The sequence below is a fragment of the Gloeocapsa sp. DLM2.Bin57 genome (genome assembly GCA_007693955.1).
Taxonomy (GTDB): Bacteria; Cyanobacteriota; Cyanobacteriia; order Cyanobacteriales; family Gloeocapsaceae; genus Gloeocapsa.
In genome coordinates this window covers 1-15,303 of record RECR01000068.1, presented here as the reverse complement: position 1 = coordinate 15,303, position 15,303 = coordinate 1, and the positions used below count along the sequence as shown (strand labels likewise).

General features: G+C 37.3%; 21 protein-coding genes and 1 pseudogene. 6 read left to right on the top strand and 16 right to left on the bottom strand.

The features are described 5' to 3' along the window. Positions 1-65: 65 nt before the first annotated feature. Positions 66-401, top strand: a complete 336-nt coding sequence (locus EA365_08595) for a hypothetical protein (protein ID TVQ45117.1) — start codon at positions 66-68, stop codon at positions 399-401. On the opposite strand, the gene EA365_08590 is transcribed toward EA365_08595, so the two are convergent. The 9 genes from EA365_08590 to EA365_08550 all read right to left on the bottom strand — a co-directional run bounded on the left by EA365_08590 (position 364) and on the right by EA365_08550 (position 4,387). After that, on the bottom strand, positions 364-1,596 hold the full coding sequence (locus EA365_08590) for a CemA family protein (protein TVQ45116.1): 1,233 nt from the start codon (positions 1,594-1,596) through the stop codon (positions 364-366). The genes EA365_08595 and EA365_08590 overlap by 38 nt on opposite strands. A 29-nt stretch (positions 1,597-1,625) precedes the next feature. After that, the gene (gene queF / locus EA365_08585) at positions 1,626-2,015 is read right to left on the bottom strand and encodes an NADPH-dependent 7-cyano-7-deazaguanine reductase QueF (GenBank protein TVQ45115.1); all 390 of its coding nucleotides are present in this window, start codon (positions 2,013-2,015) and stop codon (positions 1,626-1,628) included. Positions 2,016-2,105: 90 nt separating this feature from the next. Continuing rightward, on the bottom strand, positions 2,106-2,225 hold the full coding sequence (locus tag EA365_08580) for a photosystem II reaction center protein J (GenBank protein ID TVQ45114.1): 120 nt from the start codon (positions 2,223-2,225) through the stop codon (positions 2,106-2,108). A gap of 19 nt (positions 2,226-2,244) precedes the next feature. Next, the gene (locus EA365_08575; protein ID TVQ45113.1) at positions 2,245-2,364 is read right to left on the bottom strand and encodes a photosystem II reaction center protein L; all 120 of its coding nucleotides are present in this window, start codon (positions 2,362-2,364) and stop codon (positions 2,245-2,247) included. Between the two features lie 4 nt (positions 2,365-2,368). After that, complete coding sequence (locus tag EA365_08570; GenBank protein TVQ45112.1) at positions 2,369-2,503, bottom strand: cytochrome b559 subunit beta; 135 nt, start codon at positions 2,501-2,503, stop codon at positions 2,369-2,371. Between the two features lie 21 nt (positions 2,504-2,524). Continuing rightward, positions 2,525-2,770: a cytochrome b559 subunit alpha gene (gene psbE, locus EA365_08565; protein TVQ45111.1), complete on the bottom strand. Its 246-nt coding sequence runs from the start codon at positions 2,768-2,770 to the stop codon at positions 2,525-2,527. Between the two features lie 43 nt (positions 2,771-2,813). Then, positions 2,814-3,803, bottom strand: a complete 990-nt coding sequence (locus EA365_08560; GenBank protein TVQ45110.1) for a photosynthesis system II assembly factor Ycf48 — start codon at positions 3,801-3,803, stop codon at positions 2,814-2,816. Positions 3,804-3,824: 21 nt separating this feature from the next. Then, positions 3,825-4,172 carry a rubredoxin gene (locus EA365_08555; protein TVQ45109.1) on the bottom strand — a complete coding sequence of 116 codons (348 nt, stop codon included), beginning with the start codon at positions 4,170-4,172 and terminating at the stop codon, positions 3,825-3,827. A gap of 116 nt (positions 4,173-4,288) precedes the next feature. Next, positions 4,289-4,387 carry a cytochrome B6-F complex subunit VI gene (locus EA365_08550; protein ID TVQ45108.1) on the bottom strand — a complete coding sequence of 33 codons (99 nt, stop codon included), beginning with the start codon at positions 4,385-4,387 and terminating at the stop codon, positions 4,289-4,291. Between the two features lie 23 nt (positions 4,388-4,410). On the opposite strand from EA365_08550, the gene EA365_08545 reads away from it, so the two are divergent. Continuing rightward, positions 4,411-5,502, top strand: coding sequence for a 3-dehydroquinate synthase (locus tag EA365_08545; protein TVQ45107.1), 1,092 nt, complete (start codon positions 4,411-4,413; stop codon positions 5,500-5,502). Here EA365_08545 and lepB read toward each other — a convergent pair. From lepB to EA365_08525, 4 genes are all read right to left on the bottom strand, one after another. Then, positions 5,489-6,094 carry a signal peptidase I gene (gene lepB, locus EA365_08540; GenBank protein TVQ45106.1) on the bottom strand — a complete coding sequence of 202 codons (606 nt, stop codon included), beginning with the start codon at positions 6,092-6,094 and terminating at the stop codon, positions 5,489-5,491. The genes EA365_08545 and lepB overlap by 14 nt on opposite strands. Positions 6,095-6,235: 141 nt before the next feature. Next, entirely contained in the window at positions 6,236-7,444 is a 1,209-nt protein-coding gene (locus EA365_08535) for a glycosyltransferase family 61 protein (protein ID TVQ45105.1), read from the bottom strand. Between the two features lie 22 nt (positions 7,445-7,466). Further along, positions 7,467-9,350, bottom strand: coding sequence for a tRNA uridine-5-carboxymethylaminomethyl(34) synthesis enzyme MnmG (gene mnmG, locus EA365_08530; protein TVQ45104.1), 1,884 nt, complete (start codon positions 9,348-9,350; stop codon positions 7,467-7,469). Between the two features lie 16 nt (positions 9,351-9,366). After that, the gene (locus tag EA365_08525; GenBank protein TVQ45103.1) at positions 9,367-10,542 is read right to left on the bottom strand and encodes a PDZ domain-containing protein; all 1,176 of its coding nucleotides are present in this window, start codon (positions 10,540-10,542) and stop codon (positions 9,367-9,369) included. An 87-nt stretch (positions 10,543-10,629) separates the two neighbouring features. On the opposite strand from EA365_08525, the gene EA365_08520 reads away from it, so the two are divergent. From EA365_08520 to EA365_08510, 3 genes are read left to right on the top strand one after another with little or no spacing between them, the layout of a single operon-like run. Continuing rightward, positions 10,630-11,142 carry a DUF1269 domain-containing protein gene (locus EA365_08520; protein TVQ45102.1) on the top strand — a complete coding sequence of 171 codons (513 nt, stop codon included), beginning with the start codon at positions 10,630-10,632 and terminating at the stop codon, positions 11,140-11,142. 9 nt (positions 11,143-11,151) lie between these two features. Then, positions 11,152-11,850: a ribulose-phosphate 3-epimerase gene (locus EA365_08515; GenBank protein ID TVQ45101.1), complete on the top strand. Its 699-nt coding sequence runs from the start codon at positions 11,152-11,154 to the stop codon at positions 11,848-11,850. 45 nt (positions 11,851-11,895) lie between these two features. After that, a complete protein-coding gene (locus EA365_08510) occupies positions 11,896-12,381 on the top strand; it encodes a biopolymer transporter ExbD (GenBank protein ID TVQ45100.1) in 486 nt (161 codons plus the stop codon). Here EA365_08510 and EA365_08505 read toward each other — a convergent pair. Beyond that, on the bottom strand, positions 12,373-12,960 hold the full coding sequence (locus EA365_08505; GenBank protein TVQ45099.1) for a hypothetical protein: 588 nt from the start codon (positions 12,958-12,960) through the stop codon (positions 12,373-12,375). The genes EA365_08510 and EA365_08505 overlap by 9 nt on opposite strands. A 5-nt stretch (positions 12,961-12,965) precedes the next feature. Next, positions 12,966-13,390 (bottom strand): annotated as a pseudogene (locus EA365_08500) (DUF29 domain-containing protein). A gap of 76 nt (positions 13,391-13,466) precedes the next feature. Here EA365_08500 and EA365_08495 point away from each other — a divergent pair. Further along, entirely contained in the window at positions 13,467-14,339 is an 873-nt protein-coding gene (locus EA365_08495) for a DUF4351 domain-containing protein (GenBank protein TVQ45142.1), read from the top strand. A 47-nt stretch (positions 14,340-14,386) separates the two neighbouring features. Here EA365_08495 and EA365_08490 read toward each other — a convergent pair whose 3' ends face one another. Next, positions 14,387-15,232, bottom strand: a complete 846-nt coding sequence (locus EA365_08490) for a hypothetical protein (GenBank protein TVQ45098.1) — start codon at positions 15,230-15,232, stop codon at positions 14,387-14,389. Positions 15,233-15,303: the final 71 nt, after the last annotated feature.

The window sequence follows — 15,303 nt, the reverse complement described above, 5'->3', positions numbered from 1 at the left end:
TTTTTAAACTCAAGGAGGAAATACTTAAAAAAGACGTTATAAAGAAAGAAAATAGGTTATTTTTAATGTTTGAAACTAATTTGCTTTGGCAATTATCCCGTCATCATTGTGTAGGTATTTGCTCTTTTCTTGTTCCCAGTATTTTACTTGTAACTTTAGCTACAATTATCTTAGTTATTATGGGCAAAAGTGAAAGTAAATCAATATTTACAGCTAGTTTAGGAATTTTACTATCTTTAGTAATGCTACTTCATGTCTTTAGCTGGTTTGCTGTAGGAGTAGTACTTGGTCCAACCTATGTTTTAATTACTTTAGCTTGTTTATGCTTAGCAATTAATCTAGGTATGGTCACGATATTTAATCCTACTGATTCATTTTTTCATAAATTGCTACTGAGGTAGGAGAAGAACGAGTTAAATAAACAAAAATCCAAAGTTTGAAGGTTGAATCAAGTATAACAGGTACAGTAGCAATAAAAATATAGACTAGTTTATCATTTTCTGGCAACCCAAAATGGTGAGCTATTCCTTGTAAAATTACTTCCCAACCTTCAGCGGAGTGGAAACCAACAAATAAATCAGTAAGTAGAATAAATAGATATACTTTAGCAATATCATTGAGACTGCGAAAGATACGATCTATAAACATTCTGATATAAATTAATTGTTTCCTTCCGATAATCGCTAGAAAGATAAAAATTGCTAAAGATACACCATCAGCAGCTATATTTTTATAAGCGTCTAAACTGCGATAACCTGCTTCTTGATAAATTTCTTGAGCCATTTCTTGGAGTTTTTCTTGTTTCCTTTCTTCCTCAATTAGCCCTAGTAACGTAGCAATTTCTAGGTTATCTTTTTGGTGATTATATTCTGTTAAAAATCTTTCTGAGACTTCTTCTGAAATTTGGACTCGATCTGGAAATCTGTCACGATAATAATCAAAAAGAGGTTCAAAAACTAAGTTACGAGTAACTATTTGAAAAAATAAAGGAATCAAAAGTAAAATTAAGAGCCAACGAATAGCGATTTCTTTCTCTCGTTTTTGTGCTCGAACACTTTCGATTACTTCATCTTCGTATTGGGGGGATAATTCCCGACGAATTTGAGACACAGCATCTACTAAGGAGTTATGTTCACCATTTTTACCGCGGAATTTGGGTAAACCAATCACGAGGTTTTTACTAATTGTATTGGTATCTTCCGAAGGATTAACAGAGTCAGTAACTACCCTAGTATCGATTAGATTAGCACTATTGGGGCGATCGCGGTATCTTTTTAAGACTCCCTCAATAAATTCTAACTTGTTTAAGATTTCTGCTTGTTGTTCTCGGGAGTACTGTTCACGGTTAAATAAGAAACCACTGACGCGAAAACTACTTAGATGATAACGAACTTTTAACAGTTGTTGATCTAGTTGCGTTTGAAAGTAGTCAGAGACGGTTTTCCCCTTATCAGGATCAAAGGCGATCGCTTGACCTTGAAAGTGTTCATTTTCGATTTTTTTGATGTTTTTTGCTGCTTCTAAAGCTTTATCTAAAGCTCGTGAGTTAGCTTTTTTAGATAATTTGTGTAACGGTTTAAAGATAGAAACTAGCATGCTCTAACTAGGGAAAAAATCTAGCTTTATTATGACTGATTTTTGTGATGAGTAACTTCTATCACCGTGTGAACATTACCTCTGGGGCTAAAATCACCTTTAAAGGTTGCTTTAAGAGGAGCACAAGCTGCGACAAAGTCATCAAGAATTTGATTGACTACTTCTTCATGGGAGATATAGCGATCGCGATAGCTATTGATATATAGTTTCAGGGCTTTTAATTCTACGATCAACTGATCAGGAGTATAAGTTAGATAGATAGTAGCAAAATCTGGGTAACCTGAGAAAGGACATTTACAGGTAAATTCTGGTAGGGTAATTTGAATTTGATAATCACGACCTATTCTAGGGTTAGGAAAGGTAATTAACTCACCTTCTGCGATCGCTCTTTCGCCGTATTTAATTTCTGTCTTAGTCATGTTGTTTAATTTTGTGCACTATATATAATGATAAAACCGCCAACGCTAATATTGACGGTTTTTGAATTTTAACCAAGATGATAACTTGATTTATTGACCTGAACCAACTCCCGCGTAAGCGCCATAGAAAAACAGACCAACTACAGCAATTACACCTAAACCTGCGATGGTTGCTACTACCCAGAGGGGGATACGAGCTTCTCCTGACATATTGATGACCTCCTAGAAATTAATTGAAGAAATAGCTAGAAAAGAGAATACCAAGAACCGCGACTAAGAGCAAACCTAAATAAAGGGAAGTGCGGTTTAATTCTACTGGTTGTCTATTGGGGTTAGTGTTTCTTTCCATTTTTTTACCTTTGGATAAACTGCATTGCGGCGATCGCGCCTAAGAAGAAAACGCTAGGTACAGCTAGAGTATGAACTGCTAGCCATCTTACTGTAAAGATAGGGTAGGAAACTGGTTGATTAGGGCTATTTGTTGCCATATTATTCACCTTTTAATTGATCTAACGATTAAATTCTTCGATTTGTTTGATAGCTTCGTAACGATCTGAGACGATAGGTATTTCTTCTCTTGTCTCTGTGAAGTATTCATTAGGACGAGGTGTCCCAAAAGCTTCATAAGCTAACCCTGTGCTCACGAATAGCCAACCTGCTATAAATAACATAGGGATAGTGATGCTATGGATCACCCAGTAACGAACACTAGTTACGATATCAGAAAAGGGACGCTCTCCAGTAGTACCTGACATTTTTTATTACTCCTATTGAATTGATGATTTTCCCAAAAGATGTTTAAGCTGCTGTCTCTGGTTGATATTTTAGCAATATACCATTTTGACCGAGAACAAATCCCTGGTCAGGGGAAATAAATACGACCTTGTAGAAATTAGAGGGTATTTCTTCTACTGCTCTATCTTTTGCCCAGGTTTCGCCGTCGTCTGTACTAACTAGTAGATTACCGCTACCGCCTGCAGCCCATAGTTCTTCTGGTGTTCGATAACCCATATCTAGCAATCCCCAACTTGTGGAGAATTCAGGGTATTGTACTTCTCCCCAGTTTTCCCATTCTTTAGGTTCGCTAAACTGAATTTGACCACCTCTTGCTAATAGCCAGAGTCTTCCGTCTTCCCCAAAACCCATATTCTGTAATCTCCTGGAGGAGGTTCGATTATGGGGAGTCCATTCTGTATCACCAGGAGACCAGGTAGAATAGAAGTTACCACGGGCTGAAACAGCTACATATTCCCCGCTAGGAGCGCGATTTATGATTCTAGCTACTCCTACTGAACCCTCTACTAAAGCTTTCCAGTTTTTACCTCCATCTACGGTTTTATAGATAGCTCCTAATTTAGTTACCATCTCCGCCGAATTTGGTCCTAGAGCTAGGATATCATAGGGTGCGCCTGGTAGTTTAGAACTGAGGGCGATTCTTGTCCAATTTTCTCCACCATCTGTAGTACGCAATAAGAGAGATGGTTCTCCTGTAATCCATCCTTCTTGTCCTGAGAAGCTAATTCCTGTAAAGCCAATTTTTTCTTCCCCAAAATCGATGTTAACTGGTGTCCAGGTATCTCCTCCGTCTTTAGTTTCAAACAGAGTTGCTCTTGTACCTACTAACCAGCCGTGATTTGGGTCATCTGTAAAAGCTATATCAGAGAAAGTTGCTTCTGTGGGTAACTCAACTAGTTTCCACGGATTATTACTAGTAGATGGTAGAGAACTACAACCTACACAAAGGATAGCAAATAGTAAAATTATAACAATTTGTTGCAGTTTTTTCATTAATGCTCTCTAAATATAAACTTATTTAAGCCCATAGAGACTGATAAAGAAGAGAAACCCTAGGGCTAAACCACCGAAAATTAACAAGTTTTTTTGTGCGGGTGTCAGAGTATTAACTCCTAAACCATATTTGAGGTTTTCTTCAAATCCTGAAGGAGCGTTACTAGCACCTATGTTGGCGAATTGGGCTTTACCCACGCCACAAACGGGACAACGCCACGTACTCGGTAAATCTGCAAAGAGAGTCCCTGGAGGTGTATTGCTTTTTCCGTCTCCTTTAGCAGGTTCATATACATAACCACAGCTACGACATTCGTAATTAGCTGGGGCAGTTTCTGCTATAGTTTTTTCTTCTGGTCGCTCGCTCATGATTAATCTTTAAGCAAATCTTAAGGCTTCTGTAACAAATTATGACATATAATTAAGCAAATTCTCATTTATTTTTGTTCCCAGCTATGAAGATTCAAGCTGGGAAGGTTGCTATACTAGATCAGTTTGACTAGACGTAAACCGAAATAGAGTCCTAAAGCGAGCACGGTGAATCCCAAAAATATACCAACAAAGGCAATACTAGCAGAAAACATTATTTTTATTCCTGTAAATCAAAATGCAAACTATCTCTGTTAAATTACCACAAAACCCCTATGAAATAGCGATCGCCCCAGGAATTTTAACCGAAGTTGGTAATTACTTACTCAATCTCAAACTAGGTAAAAAGATTTTAGTTATCTCTAATCGGGAGATTTTTGACTTTTGGGGAGATATAGTAGTCACTAGTTTAGAAGAAGCAGGATTTAACCTAACTATTCATTTAATTCCCGCGGGTGAAAGTCATAAACACCTAGATTCTATCAGTAAAATCTATGATTTAGCCTTAGAACATCGTTTAGAGCGTAATTCGACTTTTTTAGCTCTTGGTGGGGGAGTAATTGGGGATATGACAGGTTTTGCTGCTGCTACCTGGCTCAGAGGGGTTAATTTTATCCAAGTTCCTACTACTCTCTTAGCTATGGTTGACGCTTCTATTGGTGGTAAAACAGGTGTTAATCATCCCTTGGGTAAAAATTTAATCGGTGCTTTTTATCAACCAAAATTAGTTTTAATCGATCCTAGCGTGTTAAAAACCCTTCCTAATCGGGAATGGCGCGCGGGAATGGCGGAAGTGATTAAATATGGTGTAATTTGGGATAAGGAGTTATTTTCTAAGTTAGAAGCGACTCCTACTTTAAATAGTATGTCTGAACTTACACCAGACTTATTAGAAACCATTATTACTCGTTCCTGTCAAGCTAAGGTAGATGTGGTTACCCAAGACGAGAAGGAAGGGGGGTTGAGAGCTATTTTAAACTATGGTCATACTATTGGACACGCTCTAGAAAGTCTTACAGGTTATAATACCCTTAGCCATGGTGAAGCGGTAGGAATTGGTATGATTATGGCAGGAGAAATCGCTACTAGACTAAATTTGTGGACCTCAGCTGAAAATGAACGCCAAAATCAGTTAATTGTCAAAGCGGGTTTACCTACTACTGTTAATCAATCTCTAGATATCAACGCGATTATTACTGCTCTTTCTAGTGATAAAAAAGTGAAAGATGGTAAAATACGTTTTATCCTTCCTACCGCTATTGGCAAGGCGATTATGACTGATAACGTCCCTACAGAGTTAATTAAAGATGTTTTAACTACTCTTGAGTAACTGGATTTGTCTTAAAATCAACAACATCATGCTCTATAGTACCAACACGATTGAGGGGCCAAAAACGCACAAAAGCTCTACCAATTAGATTTTGCCTTGGTACAAAACCCCAAGCGTGAGAATCATAACTATTATTACGATTATCCCCTAAGACTAGATACTGGTCATCGGGGACAATTTCTGGACCATAATTATATTTGGGTAATTCTTTAATATAATCTTCTAGGAGTACTTGACCATTGATCAAAACTTGACCGTCTCTTACCTCCACTGTTTCTCCTGGTAAACCAATAATCCTTTTTATAAAAGCTTGATGATAACTTTCTTGCTTAAGTGCTTCTGTTGGTCTAAAGACGACAATATCTCCTCTATCGGGTTCATGAAACAGATAGGTTACCTTTTCAATCATGAGATGATCGTTTATTTGTAAGGTAGGTTCCATCGAACCAGAGGGAATATACCGCGCTTCAGCGATAAAAGTACGAATCCCAAAAGCCAATACCCCAGCTAAAGCCAGGGTTTTAAACATTTCTACCCAAAAATTCTCTGTTTGTTCTTCTTGTTTTTTTTTCTGGTTATCAACAGTACTCATATTTTGCAAAAATCATACCTTTGGATTAATTGTAGCAATAGAGAATAGCGGCTGGGTATATTTGGTAATTTCTTTGAGTAATATACCCAAAACGCAAGTAAAATTTTTTAATCAAGGTGTAAGCTTCTTTGAATTTATAGTTTATGTACTAGTTGTAACCGTGTTTAACCGTGATAAACTTTCCTCAATTATTTTTTCCATTTTTTCAGGCTCTACATAAAGTCCATTTCCATCTTGATTTCCTACTAAAAAACCATATTTAAGATTTAAAAGCACAGAAATTACGTAATATGTTTGTTTTATCATATTTTCTGGAAATATTTCTATAACTACAGAACCAGGTGTAGCAAATACTAAGTTTGACATTCCTGCACCAAAAATTCCTATTATAATTTCTGCTTGTTGAAAAAATTTAATTTTTTGTTCAACAGAAAAATCTGTTAGAGCTATAATTTCAAACCCATATTTTTCTAAAATAGGTTCTAGCTCAGATTCATTAGTTATCTGACGAGATCTAGCATCTTTTCTACTAATATAAATACGTCTTTTTTTCTCAGTAAAATTTTCTTGTTTAGGTAATTTTTCTCTTAACCATTCTACTGTTTCAGCGTAGGTAATATCAGGATGCTTAGTAAACAAACTATTGCATACGTGTAACTTGTCAATTTGATAAACACCATTTTCTAAAAAAATTACACGATCTAGATAACCAGCTATTTCTAAAGTTTCTTTACAAAATGGTTGTAAGTCTTTAGGCAACAGTATTGGTAAATCTTTTAAGGTTGGATCTTGATCAAAAATTCGCATTTTTGGTAATATTTGTACAAGCCAATGCCAGTAATTTCCAGGGAAACTTCCTAAGATAAAAATACATTCTTGTTCTATTTTTGTTTTTTTACTACCTAATATTGATTCGAGTTTTAACATAAGATAAAGATCTTCTAAATTCCGTAAGAAGAATGCTCTGATATGTGTAGTTACATCGCGGATAACTTTTCCTTGCCATATATGTAAATTACTCGGAAATTCTATCAACACATTCTTCAGAGAAACTATGGCTATTTTATGTTCTGTTGTCTTGGCAATATCCGCAAATCTTTGATATTGTTTTAATCTATTTTCTAGGTCTATTTCTTCTGGTAAACAAAATGGGATTGGAAAGGGTTGTTCTATTTTATATGTATCGGGAAGGTAAGATATAGCAAAATCTTCAGACTTGGGTAGAGAAGAAGCATCAACTAATCGACTAGGACCTTTTTTCAGGAATTTAAAAAGATTGATGGTCAAATTGGTCAAATATTTTTGGTAAATAGGATCGAGAAATTTATAAACCTGAGACCTTAATTTCATCGTTATAAGATAAATAATTGGATTATAGAGAAGATTTTAACTCAAGATGGATCAACAGAGCATTAATATCAGCGGGATTAACTCCACCAATGCGAGAAGCTTGACCAATGGTTAAAGGTTGTACACGAGAAAGTTTTTCTCTAGCTTCCATGGAGAGAGTCTCGATACTCAGATAATCTAGGTTGTTAGGGAGATTACGATGAGCTTGACGACTGATTTGCTCTATCTGTTGTTCCTGACGTTTGATATAACCAGAGTATTTGATGTCAACTTCTGCTCCATGTTTTTCTTCAAGAGTAAGGTTAGCATTTCCTAAACCGTATTGCTCTAGATTAACGTAATGAAAACCAGGACGACGCAATAAATCAGCTAATGTGATTGAACCTTTGATTTTTTGTTGAGTATCAGCGGCGATCGCTTCTCCTACTGGCTCTTGTGCTTTAATCCTAGTTGCGTATAATCTTTCTTTTTCAGCGAGGATATTTTCTTGTTTCCGAGTAAACAGTTCCCAACGGCGATCGTCAATCAAGCCAATCTTTCTCCCTAGGGGGGTTAAGCGTTGATCAGCGTTATCTGAGCGTAAGACGAGACGATATTCTGAACGAGAGGTAAGCATTCGATAGGGTTCGCGCAAGTCTTTTGTACACAAGTCATCAATCAAAGTCCCTAGATAACTCTCTTCACGAGAGAAGACGATCATGTCTTGACCTTTGACGAAGCGTGTAGCGTTGATTCCTGCGACGATTCCTTGAGCTGCTGCTTCTTCATAACCTGTTGTGCCATTTACTTGACCTGCACAGAACAAACCTGCTATTTTTTTAGTCATCAGGGTAGGATAACATTGAGTAGCGGGGAGATAGTCGTATTCTACCGCATAAGCAGGACGCAACATGGCACAGTTTTCTAAACCTGGTAGAGTTTGCAACATAGCTAGTTGGAGCTTTTCTGGTAATCCAGTAGAAAACCCTTGTATATACAATTCTGGTATATATCGCCCTTCGGGTTCAATAAAAATCTGATGAGACTCTTTACTAGCAAAACGAACGATTTTATCTTCAATACTAGGACAATAGCGAGGACCTACGGAGTCAATCCATCCCCCATAGATAGGAGAAAGATGTAAATTATCTCGAATTAACTGGTGTGTTTGACTAGTGGTACGAGTGAGGTAACAGTTCATCTGCTCTCTTTCTACCCAAACCTCGGGGTCAAAACTAAACCAGCGTACCTGATCATCAGGGGGTTGAACCTCCATTTTACTATAGTCAACAGAGCGTTTATCTACTCTAGCGGGAGTTCCTGTTTTTAACCTTCCTGTTTCAAATCCTAGACGGTTGAGGGTTTCGGTTAATCCTACCGCGGCGAATTCTCCTGCTCTTCCTGCGGACATAGATTGAGAGCCAATCCAGATTGTACCACCTAAAAAAGTACCTGTAGTCAATATTACTGCTTGAGTTTGGAAACAAGTACCAAAATAAGTTTTTACTCCGATAACCTCATCGTTGTTACCTAGCAATAAATCCGTAACCATTCCCTCCCTAATCGTCAGATTCTCTTGATTTTCGACGATTTCTTGCATGACTTTGGCGTATTCCCGCTTATCTGTTTGTGCTCTTAAAGCCCACACCGCAGGACCTCGGGAAGAATTGAGTAATCGTTTCTGTAAATAAGTACGGTCAGCCATTTTACCAATTTCACCCCCAAGAGCATCTACTTCGTGGGTTAGTTGGGACTTAGCCGGACCTCCTACCGCTGGGTTACAGGGTTGCCAAGCAATTTTATCGAGGTTAAGGGTTAACATTAAGGTGCGACAGCCAAGACGTGCGCTAGCTAAAGCTGCTTCACATCCTGAATGTCCACCACCAACTACAATTATCTCAAAGGAGTCTTGAAATTCTACGGTCATAATCAATAGGAATTAGTTAAGGTTTGGGAAATACACCAGGGATTACTTGGAGAACCTGAAGTTCTTGTTTACGGATGATTTCTATTTCTAGAGGTGCGCCTATTTGACTAGCTTCGACTGTTTCTTGTACGTCTTTTGATTCTAGTATAGGGCGATCGCCTATTTTTTTAATTATATCTCCTGGTTGAATACCTGCTTGAGCAGCGGGAGAATTAGGCACTACTTGTACTATTAATACTCCTGTTGCGTCTTTTAGTTTTAAGCCGAATTCTGACTCAATATTTTTGAGGTTACTAGCAGTGATATTAGTCATCTGAACCCCGAGATAGGGGTGTTGGGCTTCTCCATGGACGTACAAATCTTGTGCTACTCTTTGGATAGTTTCTATGGGAATGGCAAAACCTAAACCTTGACCATCAATCCGTATAGCTGTATTCATCCCAATTACTTCGCCTTTAGCGTTGAGCAATGGTCCACCTGAATTACCTGGGTTAATCGCTGCGTCGGTTTGAATAAATTTGACTCTTTTATCTGGGATACCTACTTCACTGCTAGATCTTCCTAAAGCACTAATAATCCCTACAGTAACTGTATTATCTAATCCTAAAGGGTTACCAATGGCGATCGCCCATTCTCCTGGAATAAGATTGACGGATTGACCTAAAGTTACGATAGGCAAATTATTACCAGGGATTTTGACAACTGCTATATCGGTTAATTCGTCTGTTCCGAGTATTTTTCCTTCGACAGTTTCTCCATTGGTGAGGGTAACGATAACTTTATTTGCTCCTGCGACAACGTGAGCATTAGTAATAATTATACCGTCTTCGCTTAAGATAAAACCTGTTCCTGTACCTCGTTCTAGTCTTTCCATTTCTGGAGGTATTTCTGATTCACCGAAAAATCTACGTAAAGGATCAAAGGGGTTATGATTGGGTGAGACAATCCGCGAAGCGTCTATTCTCACTACCGCAGGTCCTACTTGTTGTACAGCTTTAGCGACAAAGTTTAAATCTTCTGGATTGGGAATATCGACCGGTGGAGAATAGCTACGACTAGCTGCAGGAATTAATTGAGGATTGAGCACAGTTTCTTCTTGGTTATGAAGATAGGAACGAGTAAAAAATCCTGCACTAGTTCCCAGGGCTAATAAGCTAGTATATATAATAAGTTGTTTAAGTTTCATGGCTATTGGTGAGGGTTCTTTCTTCTAGGATACTCTAATAATTTTACCCATTGTGATAATCTAACAGTAGCTAATAATTTTTAGGTAAATAACATGAGTGACTTAATCGCGATCGCTTACGATGATGAATATAAAGCTGAACAAGTACGCTTAGATTTAGCTAAGATGCAAAAAGAGCATCTGATTGAATTAGAAGACGCAGCTGTAGTAGTTAAGGATAAAGACGGTAAAGTCAAACTCAAACAAGCCATTAATTTAACCGCAGCTGGTGCTGTTAGCGGTAGTTTCTGGGGTTTACTCATCGGGACTTTATTTTTTGTTCCTATCGCAGGTTTAGCTTTAGGTGCAGCCGGTGGAGCGCTTTCGGGAGCACTTAGCGATATTGGTGTAGATGACAACTTTATGAGAGAATTAGGGGAAACCCTCACACCTTCTACTTCTGCTTTATTTGTTTTAGTACGTAAAGTAACTCCTGATAAAGTTCTTGAGGAAATAGCACCCTATGGTGGTAAAGTGTTACGTACATCTCTAACTAAGGACAAAGAAGAACAGTTACAAGAAGTCCTCACCAATAGAGGTATCACTCCTGAAACAATCCAAGGTTAATAAATAATTATGACAACACAATCAGATAAACCAATCGTTATTGCTCCCTCTATCCTCTCTGCTGATTTTAGCAAATTAGGAGCTGAAATTCAAGCTGTAGATGCAGCTGGTGCTGACTGGATTCACGTTGATGTTATGGATGGTCGCTTTGTCCCCAATATTACCATCGGTCCGCTGATTGTGGAAGCGATTCGCCCTTACACACAGAAACCTCTGGATGTACACTTGATGATCGTTGAACCAGAAAAGTATGTGGAAGATTTCGCTAAAGCGGGAGCTGATATTATCTCTGTTCACGCGGAACATAATGCTTCTCCTCACCTACATCGTACTTTATGTCAGATTCGCGAACTCGGTAAACAAGCGGGAGTGGTTCTTAATCCCTCTAGTCCTCTAGAATTGATTGAGTATGTTCTCGAAGTTTGTGACCTGATTTTGATTATGAGCGTTAATCCTGGTTTTGGTGGTCAAAGTTTTATTCCTAATGTGTTGCCAAAGATACAGAAATTACGCAAAATGTGTGCTGATAAAGGTCTAGACCCCTGGATTGAAGTTGATGGGGGACTTAAACCTAGTAATACTTGGCAAGTTTTGGAAGTGGGTGCTAATGCGATCGTAGCAGGATCTGCTGTGTTTAAAGCTCCTGATTATGCTACAGCGATTGAAGGTATTCGTAATAGCAAACGTCCTGAATTAGCTACTGTTTAAGTTTTTCTCTTCCCTCTCCTGTTGGAGGGGGGAAATTTTAAGGTTATGAGTCAAAAAATCCCCCCAAAATCAACTCTTTTAGCTCGTCCTCTGAAATTATGGCAAGATCAATCTAGCCAAGAAGAGGTACGCTTAGAAATTTTACCATTAATTGATGTTATTTTCTGTATTTTAACCTTTTTTATCCTGGCTGCGGTTACTTTTTCCCGACAACAAGCGATTAATCTGGATTTACCTAGCGCTAGTACAGGACAACCTCAAGTTAATGAGATGTTAGTAGTTAGTTTAGATCAAAATGGTCAGGTTTATATAGAACAACAAATGGTAACTAATGAGCAGTTAATTCAAACTTTGCGAAATTATTATTTGATTAATCCTCGGGGTTTGGTAGTGCTACACGCTTCTAGAGAAACTCGTTACAATGAAGTGGTAGAGTTATTAGATTTATTACGTACTTTTGGGGGCGATCGCGTCGCTTTAGCTACTCTTCCCCTGGATTCACAAGAACCCTTTAGCCCTATTTTACCCTAAAAAACCTTGATTAATTATCTCTTTAAAAGTTAACCAATCTTCTGACCAATTATTGATTATCTGTAGGATTTCTCTAGGATCTTTGTTACCGTAAGCAAATTCTCCCTCAAAAGCTAAAGCTGGTAAAAGACGATGATCTTGTTGGCGAATTAAAGCTGATTGTAAGCTAAAATACAGGGGACAAGAGTTTAAGTTATAGGTAAGGTTAAGTTTACCACCGATTAAGTCTGTAGAAATAGAATCTGTTAGTAAATCTGTTTGAAAATAAGCGATCGCTTGGTCTGATTTTCCTGGTAGAGAAATAATCCTTTTAAATTTTAGACTTAGTTTAGGATAACTATATTTAGGTAAATTGGTTAATAATTGCTTGACTACTGCTATTATCTTTAATTCCTCTTCATGTTTGGGAATAGATTGTTGACAAGTAATCTGACTTTTATTAGCAATAATATTTATTTCCTGGTCAATATCTGTAATTATTTGATTGCTAAAATGAGGATGAGTGAGAGTACAATAAACTTGGGCAATATCGATTATTTTAAGAGGCTGATAGTCAATTAAGGGTAATTTGGCAAACATTATATTTATTCGGGTAAGAATTCACCGTTAAGCAGATCCAAGATATTATAAGGACAATCAGCAGGAAAAATAGATAAACCTGTTTCTTTTTCTGCACTAATTAAAGCAACTGGGTAAATTTTGGCACAAATATTATCTAGATATCTTTGTAAACTAGGATTCTCTTCTAAGAATCTTTCTATGCGCAACCTTTGTTCTTTAATGGTTAATTCCCAACTGCGAGATCGTAAATTAGGTTGAAATTGCCATTGGAGTAAATGCACAATTAATACTTCTAATCGACTTTCTAGCTGTCGTTTTTCTGACTTTCCCATACTCTCAATTTCAGCTGCTATATTCTCCCAATCAATTTCTGTTAGCTGTTGGTTGCGTAGTAAATCCCCTTGTTTGTCCAAGCGTAAAAGTCTCTCTCGTAAATACTTAAATCCATATGTACTTATACCTTAAGATAGTAAATATTTGATTGTTACATTTTTGGATTTGGACAGTTTCTCAACCCAACCATGATTAAAAAAGCAGATATAGGGAGTAAACGTTTAATTAGTCTAGCACCCAATAATTGGATTAGATGGATTACACAGAGACAAGATTTAACTTTTTGTGAGTTTCTCTCGGGAGAATTTCAGTGGTTAAGTCGGGAAAATGATGTGCTGATGAAAATAGTGGGGAAAAAAGAAGGTGAATTCTTGATGCTAAACGAATTGCAACTCCGTTATCAAGACAATGGACCCTTGAGAATGAGAGTGTATGCAGCTTTAGCTCAAGAGAGATATAATTTACCTGTGTATCCAGTACTGATTAACATTTTACCACATGTCAAGAATCCCAACATCCCCAATTTCTACGAAGAAGAATTTATGGGGATTAGAAGTTATCAAAGTTATCGAGTGGTCAACTTATGGGAAGTACCAGTAGAATTAGTATTTAGAGACAACATCTCAAGTTTATTACCCTTTGTACCTATTTTAAAGGGAGGAGGGGAGGAAGTAGTAGTCAGAGAAGCAGTAAGGAAGTTAAGAGAAGAGGAAGAGTTAACAGATTTAGAACCTTTATTATCGTTTTTTGCGTCTTTTGTCTTAGAAATGCCGTTAGTTCAAGAAATAATGAGGTGGGATATGGTTATACTTAGAGAATCTCCTTGGTATCAAGAAATTTTGAAGGAAGGTTTACAATTGGGAGAAGAAAGAGGGAGAGAAGAAGGAGAAGCTAATTTATTAATACGTTTACTCTCCAAGCGATTTGGTGAAATTGACCCCTCTTTAGAATCGCGAATACGTCAACTAGGAGTCTCTCAAAGAGAAGGGTTAGGAGAAAGTATCTTTGATTTTTCTAGTTGGGGTGATGTATCTGATTGGTTAGACAATCAAGTCCAAGGGTAAAAGTCACTTTCGTAAGTACTTAAATCCATGTACAATCATAACTAAGCTTATGGTACTTTGAAGGAAACAGCATGAGGGTAGCTTCCTTCTTGATGACTAAATTTAGCAAAAATATTTAATTTATCGGCTTTGTTTCTAGAAGTATCGGCGATAATAAATATTTGATTATTATGTTTTTGGATTTGGACAGTTTCTCTAGGTAAATACTCTTCTTGTACAGTTAACCCAGCAATAATTTCTACATTTTCAGGAGCAGTTAATACCACTTGAAAATTACCTTGACTATTATAACCATGAGAGAGTAAATTTAATTGAGTGGTAAAAAAATGTGGTGATACTTTAGGCAAAGCGAGAAACTGTTCTCTAGTATATTTATTAGTTAATAACTGCCAATTTTCATCTTCAGGTAAATGAGAATAAATCAACTGCTCTGGGGGAGTAGCGAAATAAAATTGATTAAAATTAGGTGTAAACTGATGACTATCAACTGTACCTGCAGCCCAAGTAGCATCAACTAAATACCAGTTACCGTTAATTTTAACTCCATTCCAAGCGTGATTAGTTTCTCGAAGATTTGCAGTTGACTCATAACTTAATCCTTTAGCATATCCAGAAATAATAAAACTTTCTAAACCCATTTCTTGACTTAAAGCTTGGTAGAGATTAGCATAACCTGAACAAACCGCTTGTCTCCTTTTTAAAACTCCTTCGGGGGTTAAATCCCCATATTCTCCAGTATAATAACCTTGAACGTCATAAGCGATGTTAACTGCAAGCCAAGTATAGATTATTCTCGCTTTTTCTAAGTCTGTGGTAGCATGAGCTGATAATAAACGGGCTAATTCTGATACTGATGTACCATTATATTTGATGCTTTTAGCCTGTTGGTCAATTTTAGCTTAACCGCGAGAAGCCTCAAGCTTTATTTTCTCAAATAAGCGTGAGATGAATCGCGTCCTTATTT

Excerpts from the sequence above, each read along its gene's own strand:
- EA365_08520 (TVQ45102.1), top strand. The coding sequence starts at position 10,630 with ATGAGTGACTTAATCGCGATCGCTTACGATGATGAATATAAAGCTGAA.
- EA365_08595 (TVQ45117.1), top strand. The coding sequence starts at position 66 with ATGTTTGAAACTAATTTGCTTTGGCAATTATCCCGTCATCATTGTGTA.
- EA365_08570 (TVQ45112.1), bottom strand. The coding sequence starts at position 2,503 with ATGGCAACAAATAGCCCTAATCAACCAGTTTCCTACCCTATCTTTACA.
- lepB (TVQ45106.1), bottom strand. The coding sequence starts at position 6,094 with ATGAGTACTGTTGATAACCAGAAAAAAAAACAAGAAGAACAAACAGAG.
- EA365_08580 (TVQ45114.1), bottom strand. The coding sequence starts at position 2,225 with ATGTCAGGAGAAGCTCGTATCCCCCTCTGGGTAGTAGCAACCATCGCA.
- EA365_08545 (TVQ45107.1), top strand. The coding sequence starts at position 4,411 with ATGCAAACTATCTCTGTTAAATTACCACAAAACCCCTATGAAATAGCG.
- EA365_08505 (TVQ45099.1), bottom strand. The coding sequence starts at position 12,960 with ATGTTTGCCAAATTACCCTTAATTGACTATCAGCCTCTTAAAATAATC.
- EA365_08560 (TVQ45110.1), bottom strand. The coding sequence starts at position 3,803 with ATGAAAAAACTGCAACAAATTGTTATAATTTTACTATTTGCTATCCTT.
- EA365_08555 (TVQ45109.1), bottom strand. The coding sequence starts at position 4,172 with ATGAGCGAGCGACCAGAAGAAAAAACTATAGCAGAAACTGCCCCAGCT.
- EA365_08535 (TVQ45105.1), bottom strand. The coding sequence starts at position 7,444 with ATGAAATTAAGGTCTCAGGTTTATAAATTTCTCGATCCTATTTACCAA.
- queF (TVQ45115.1), bottom strand. The coding sequence starts at position 2,015 with ATGACTAAGACAGAAATTAAATACGGCGAAAGAGCGATCGCAGAAGGT.
- EA365_08550 (TVQ45108.1), bottom strand. The coding sequence starts at position 4,387 with ATGTTTTCTGCTAGTATTGCCTTTGTTGGTATATTTTTGGGATTCACC.
- mnmG (TVQ45104.1), bottom strand. The coding sequence starts at position 9,350 with ATGACCGTAGAATTTCAAGACTCCTTTGAGATAATTGTAGTTGGTGGT.
- EA365_08515 (TVQ45101.1), top strand. The coding sequence starts at position 11,152 with ATGACAACACAATCAGATAAACCAATCGTTATTGCTCCCTCTATCCTC.
- psbE (TVQ45111.1), bottom strand. The coding sequence starts at position 2,770 with ATGTCAGGTACTACTGGAGAGCGTCCCTTTTCTGATATCGTAACTAGT.
- EA365_08510 (TVQ45100.1), top strand. The coding sequence starts at position 11,896 with ATGAGTCAAAAAATCCCCCCAAAATCAACTCTTTTAGCTCGTCCTCTG.
- EA365_08575 (TVQ45113.1), bottom strand. The coding sequence starts at position 2,364 with ATGGAAAGAAACACTAACCCCAATAGACAACCAGTAGAATTAAACCGC.
- EA365_08590 (TVQ45116.1), bottom strand. The coding sequence starts at position 1,596 with ATGCTAGTTTCTATCTTTAAACCGTTACACAAATTATCTAAAAAAGCT.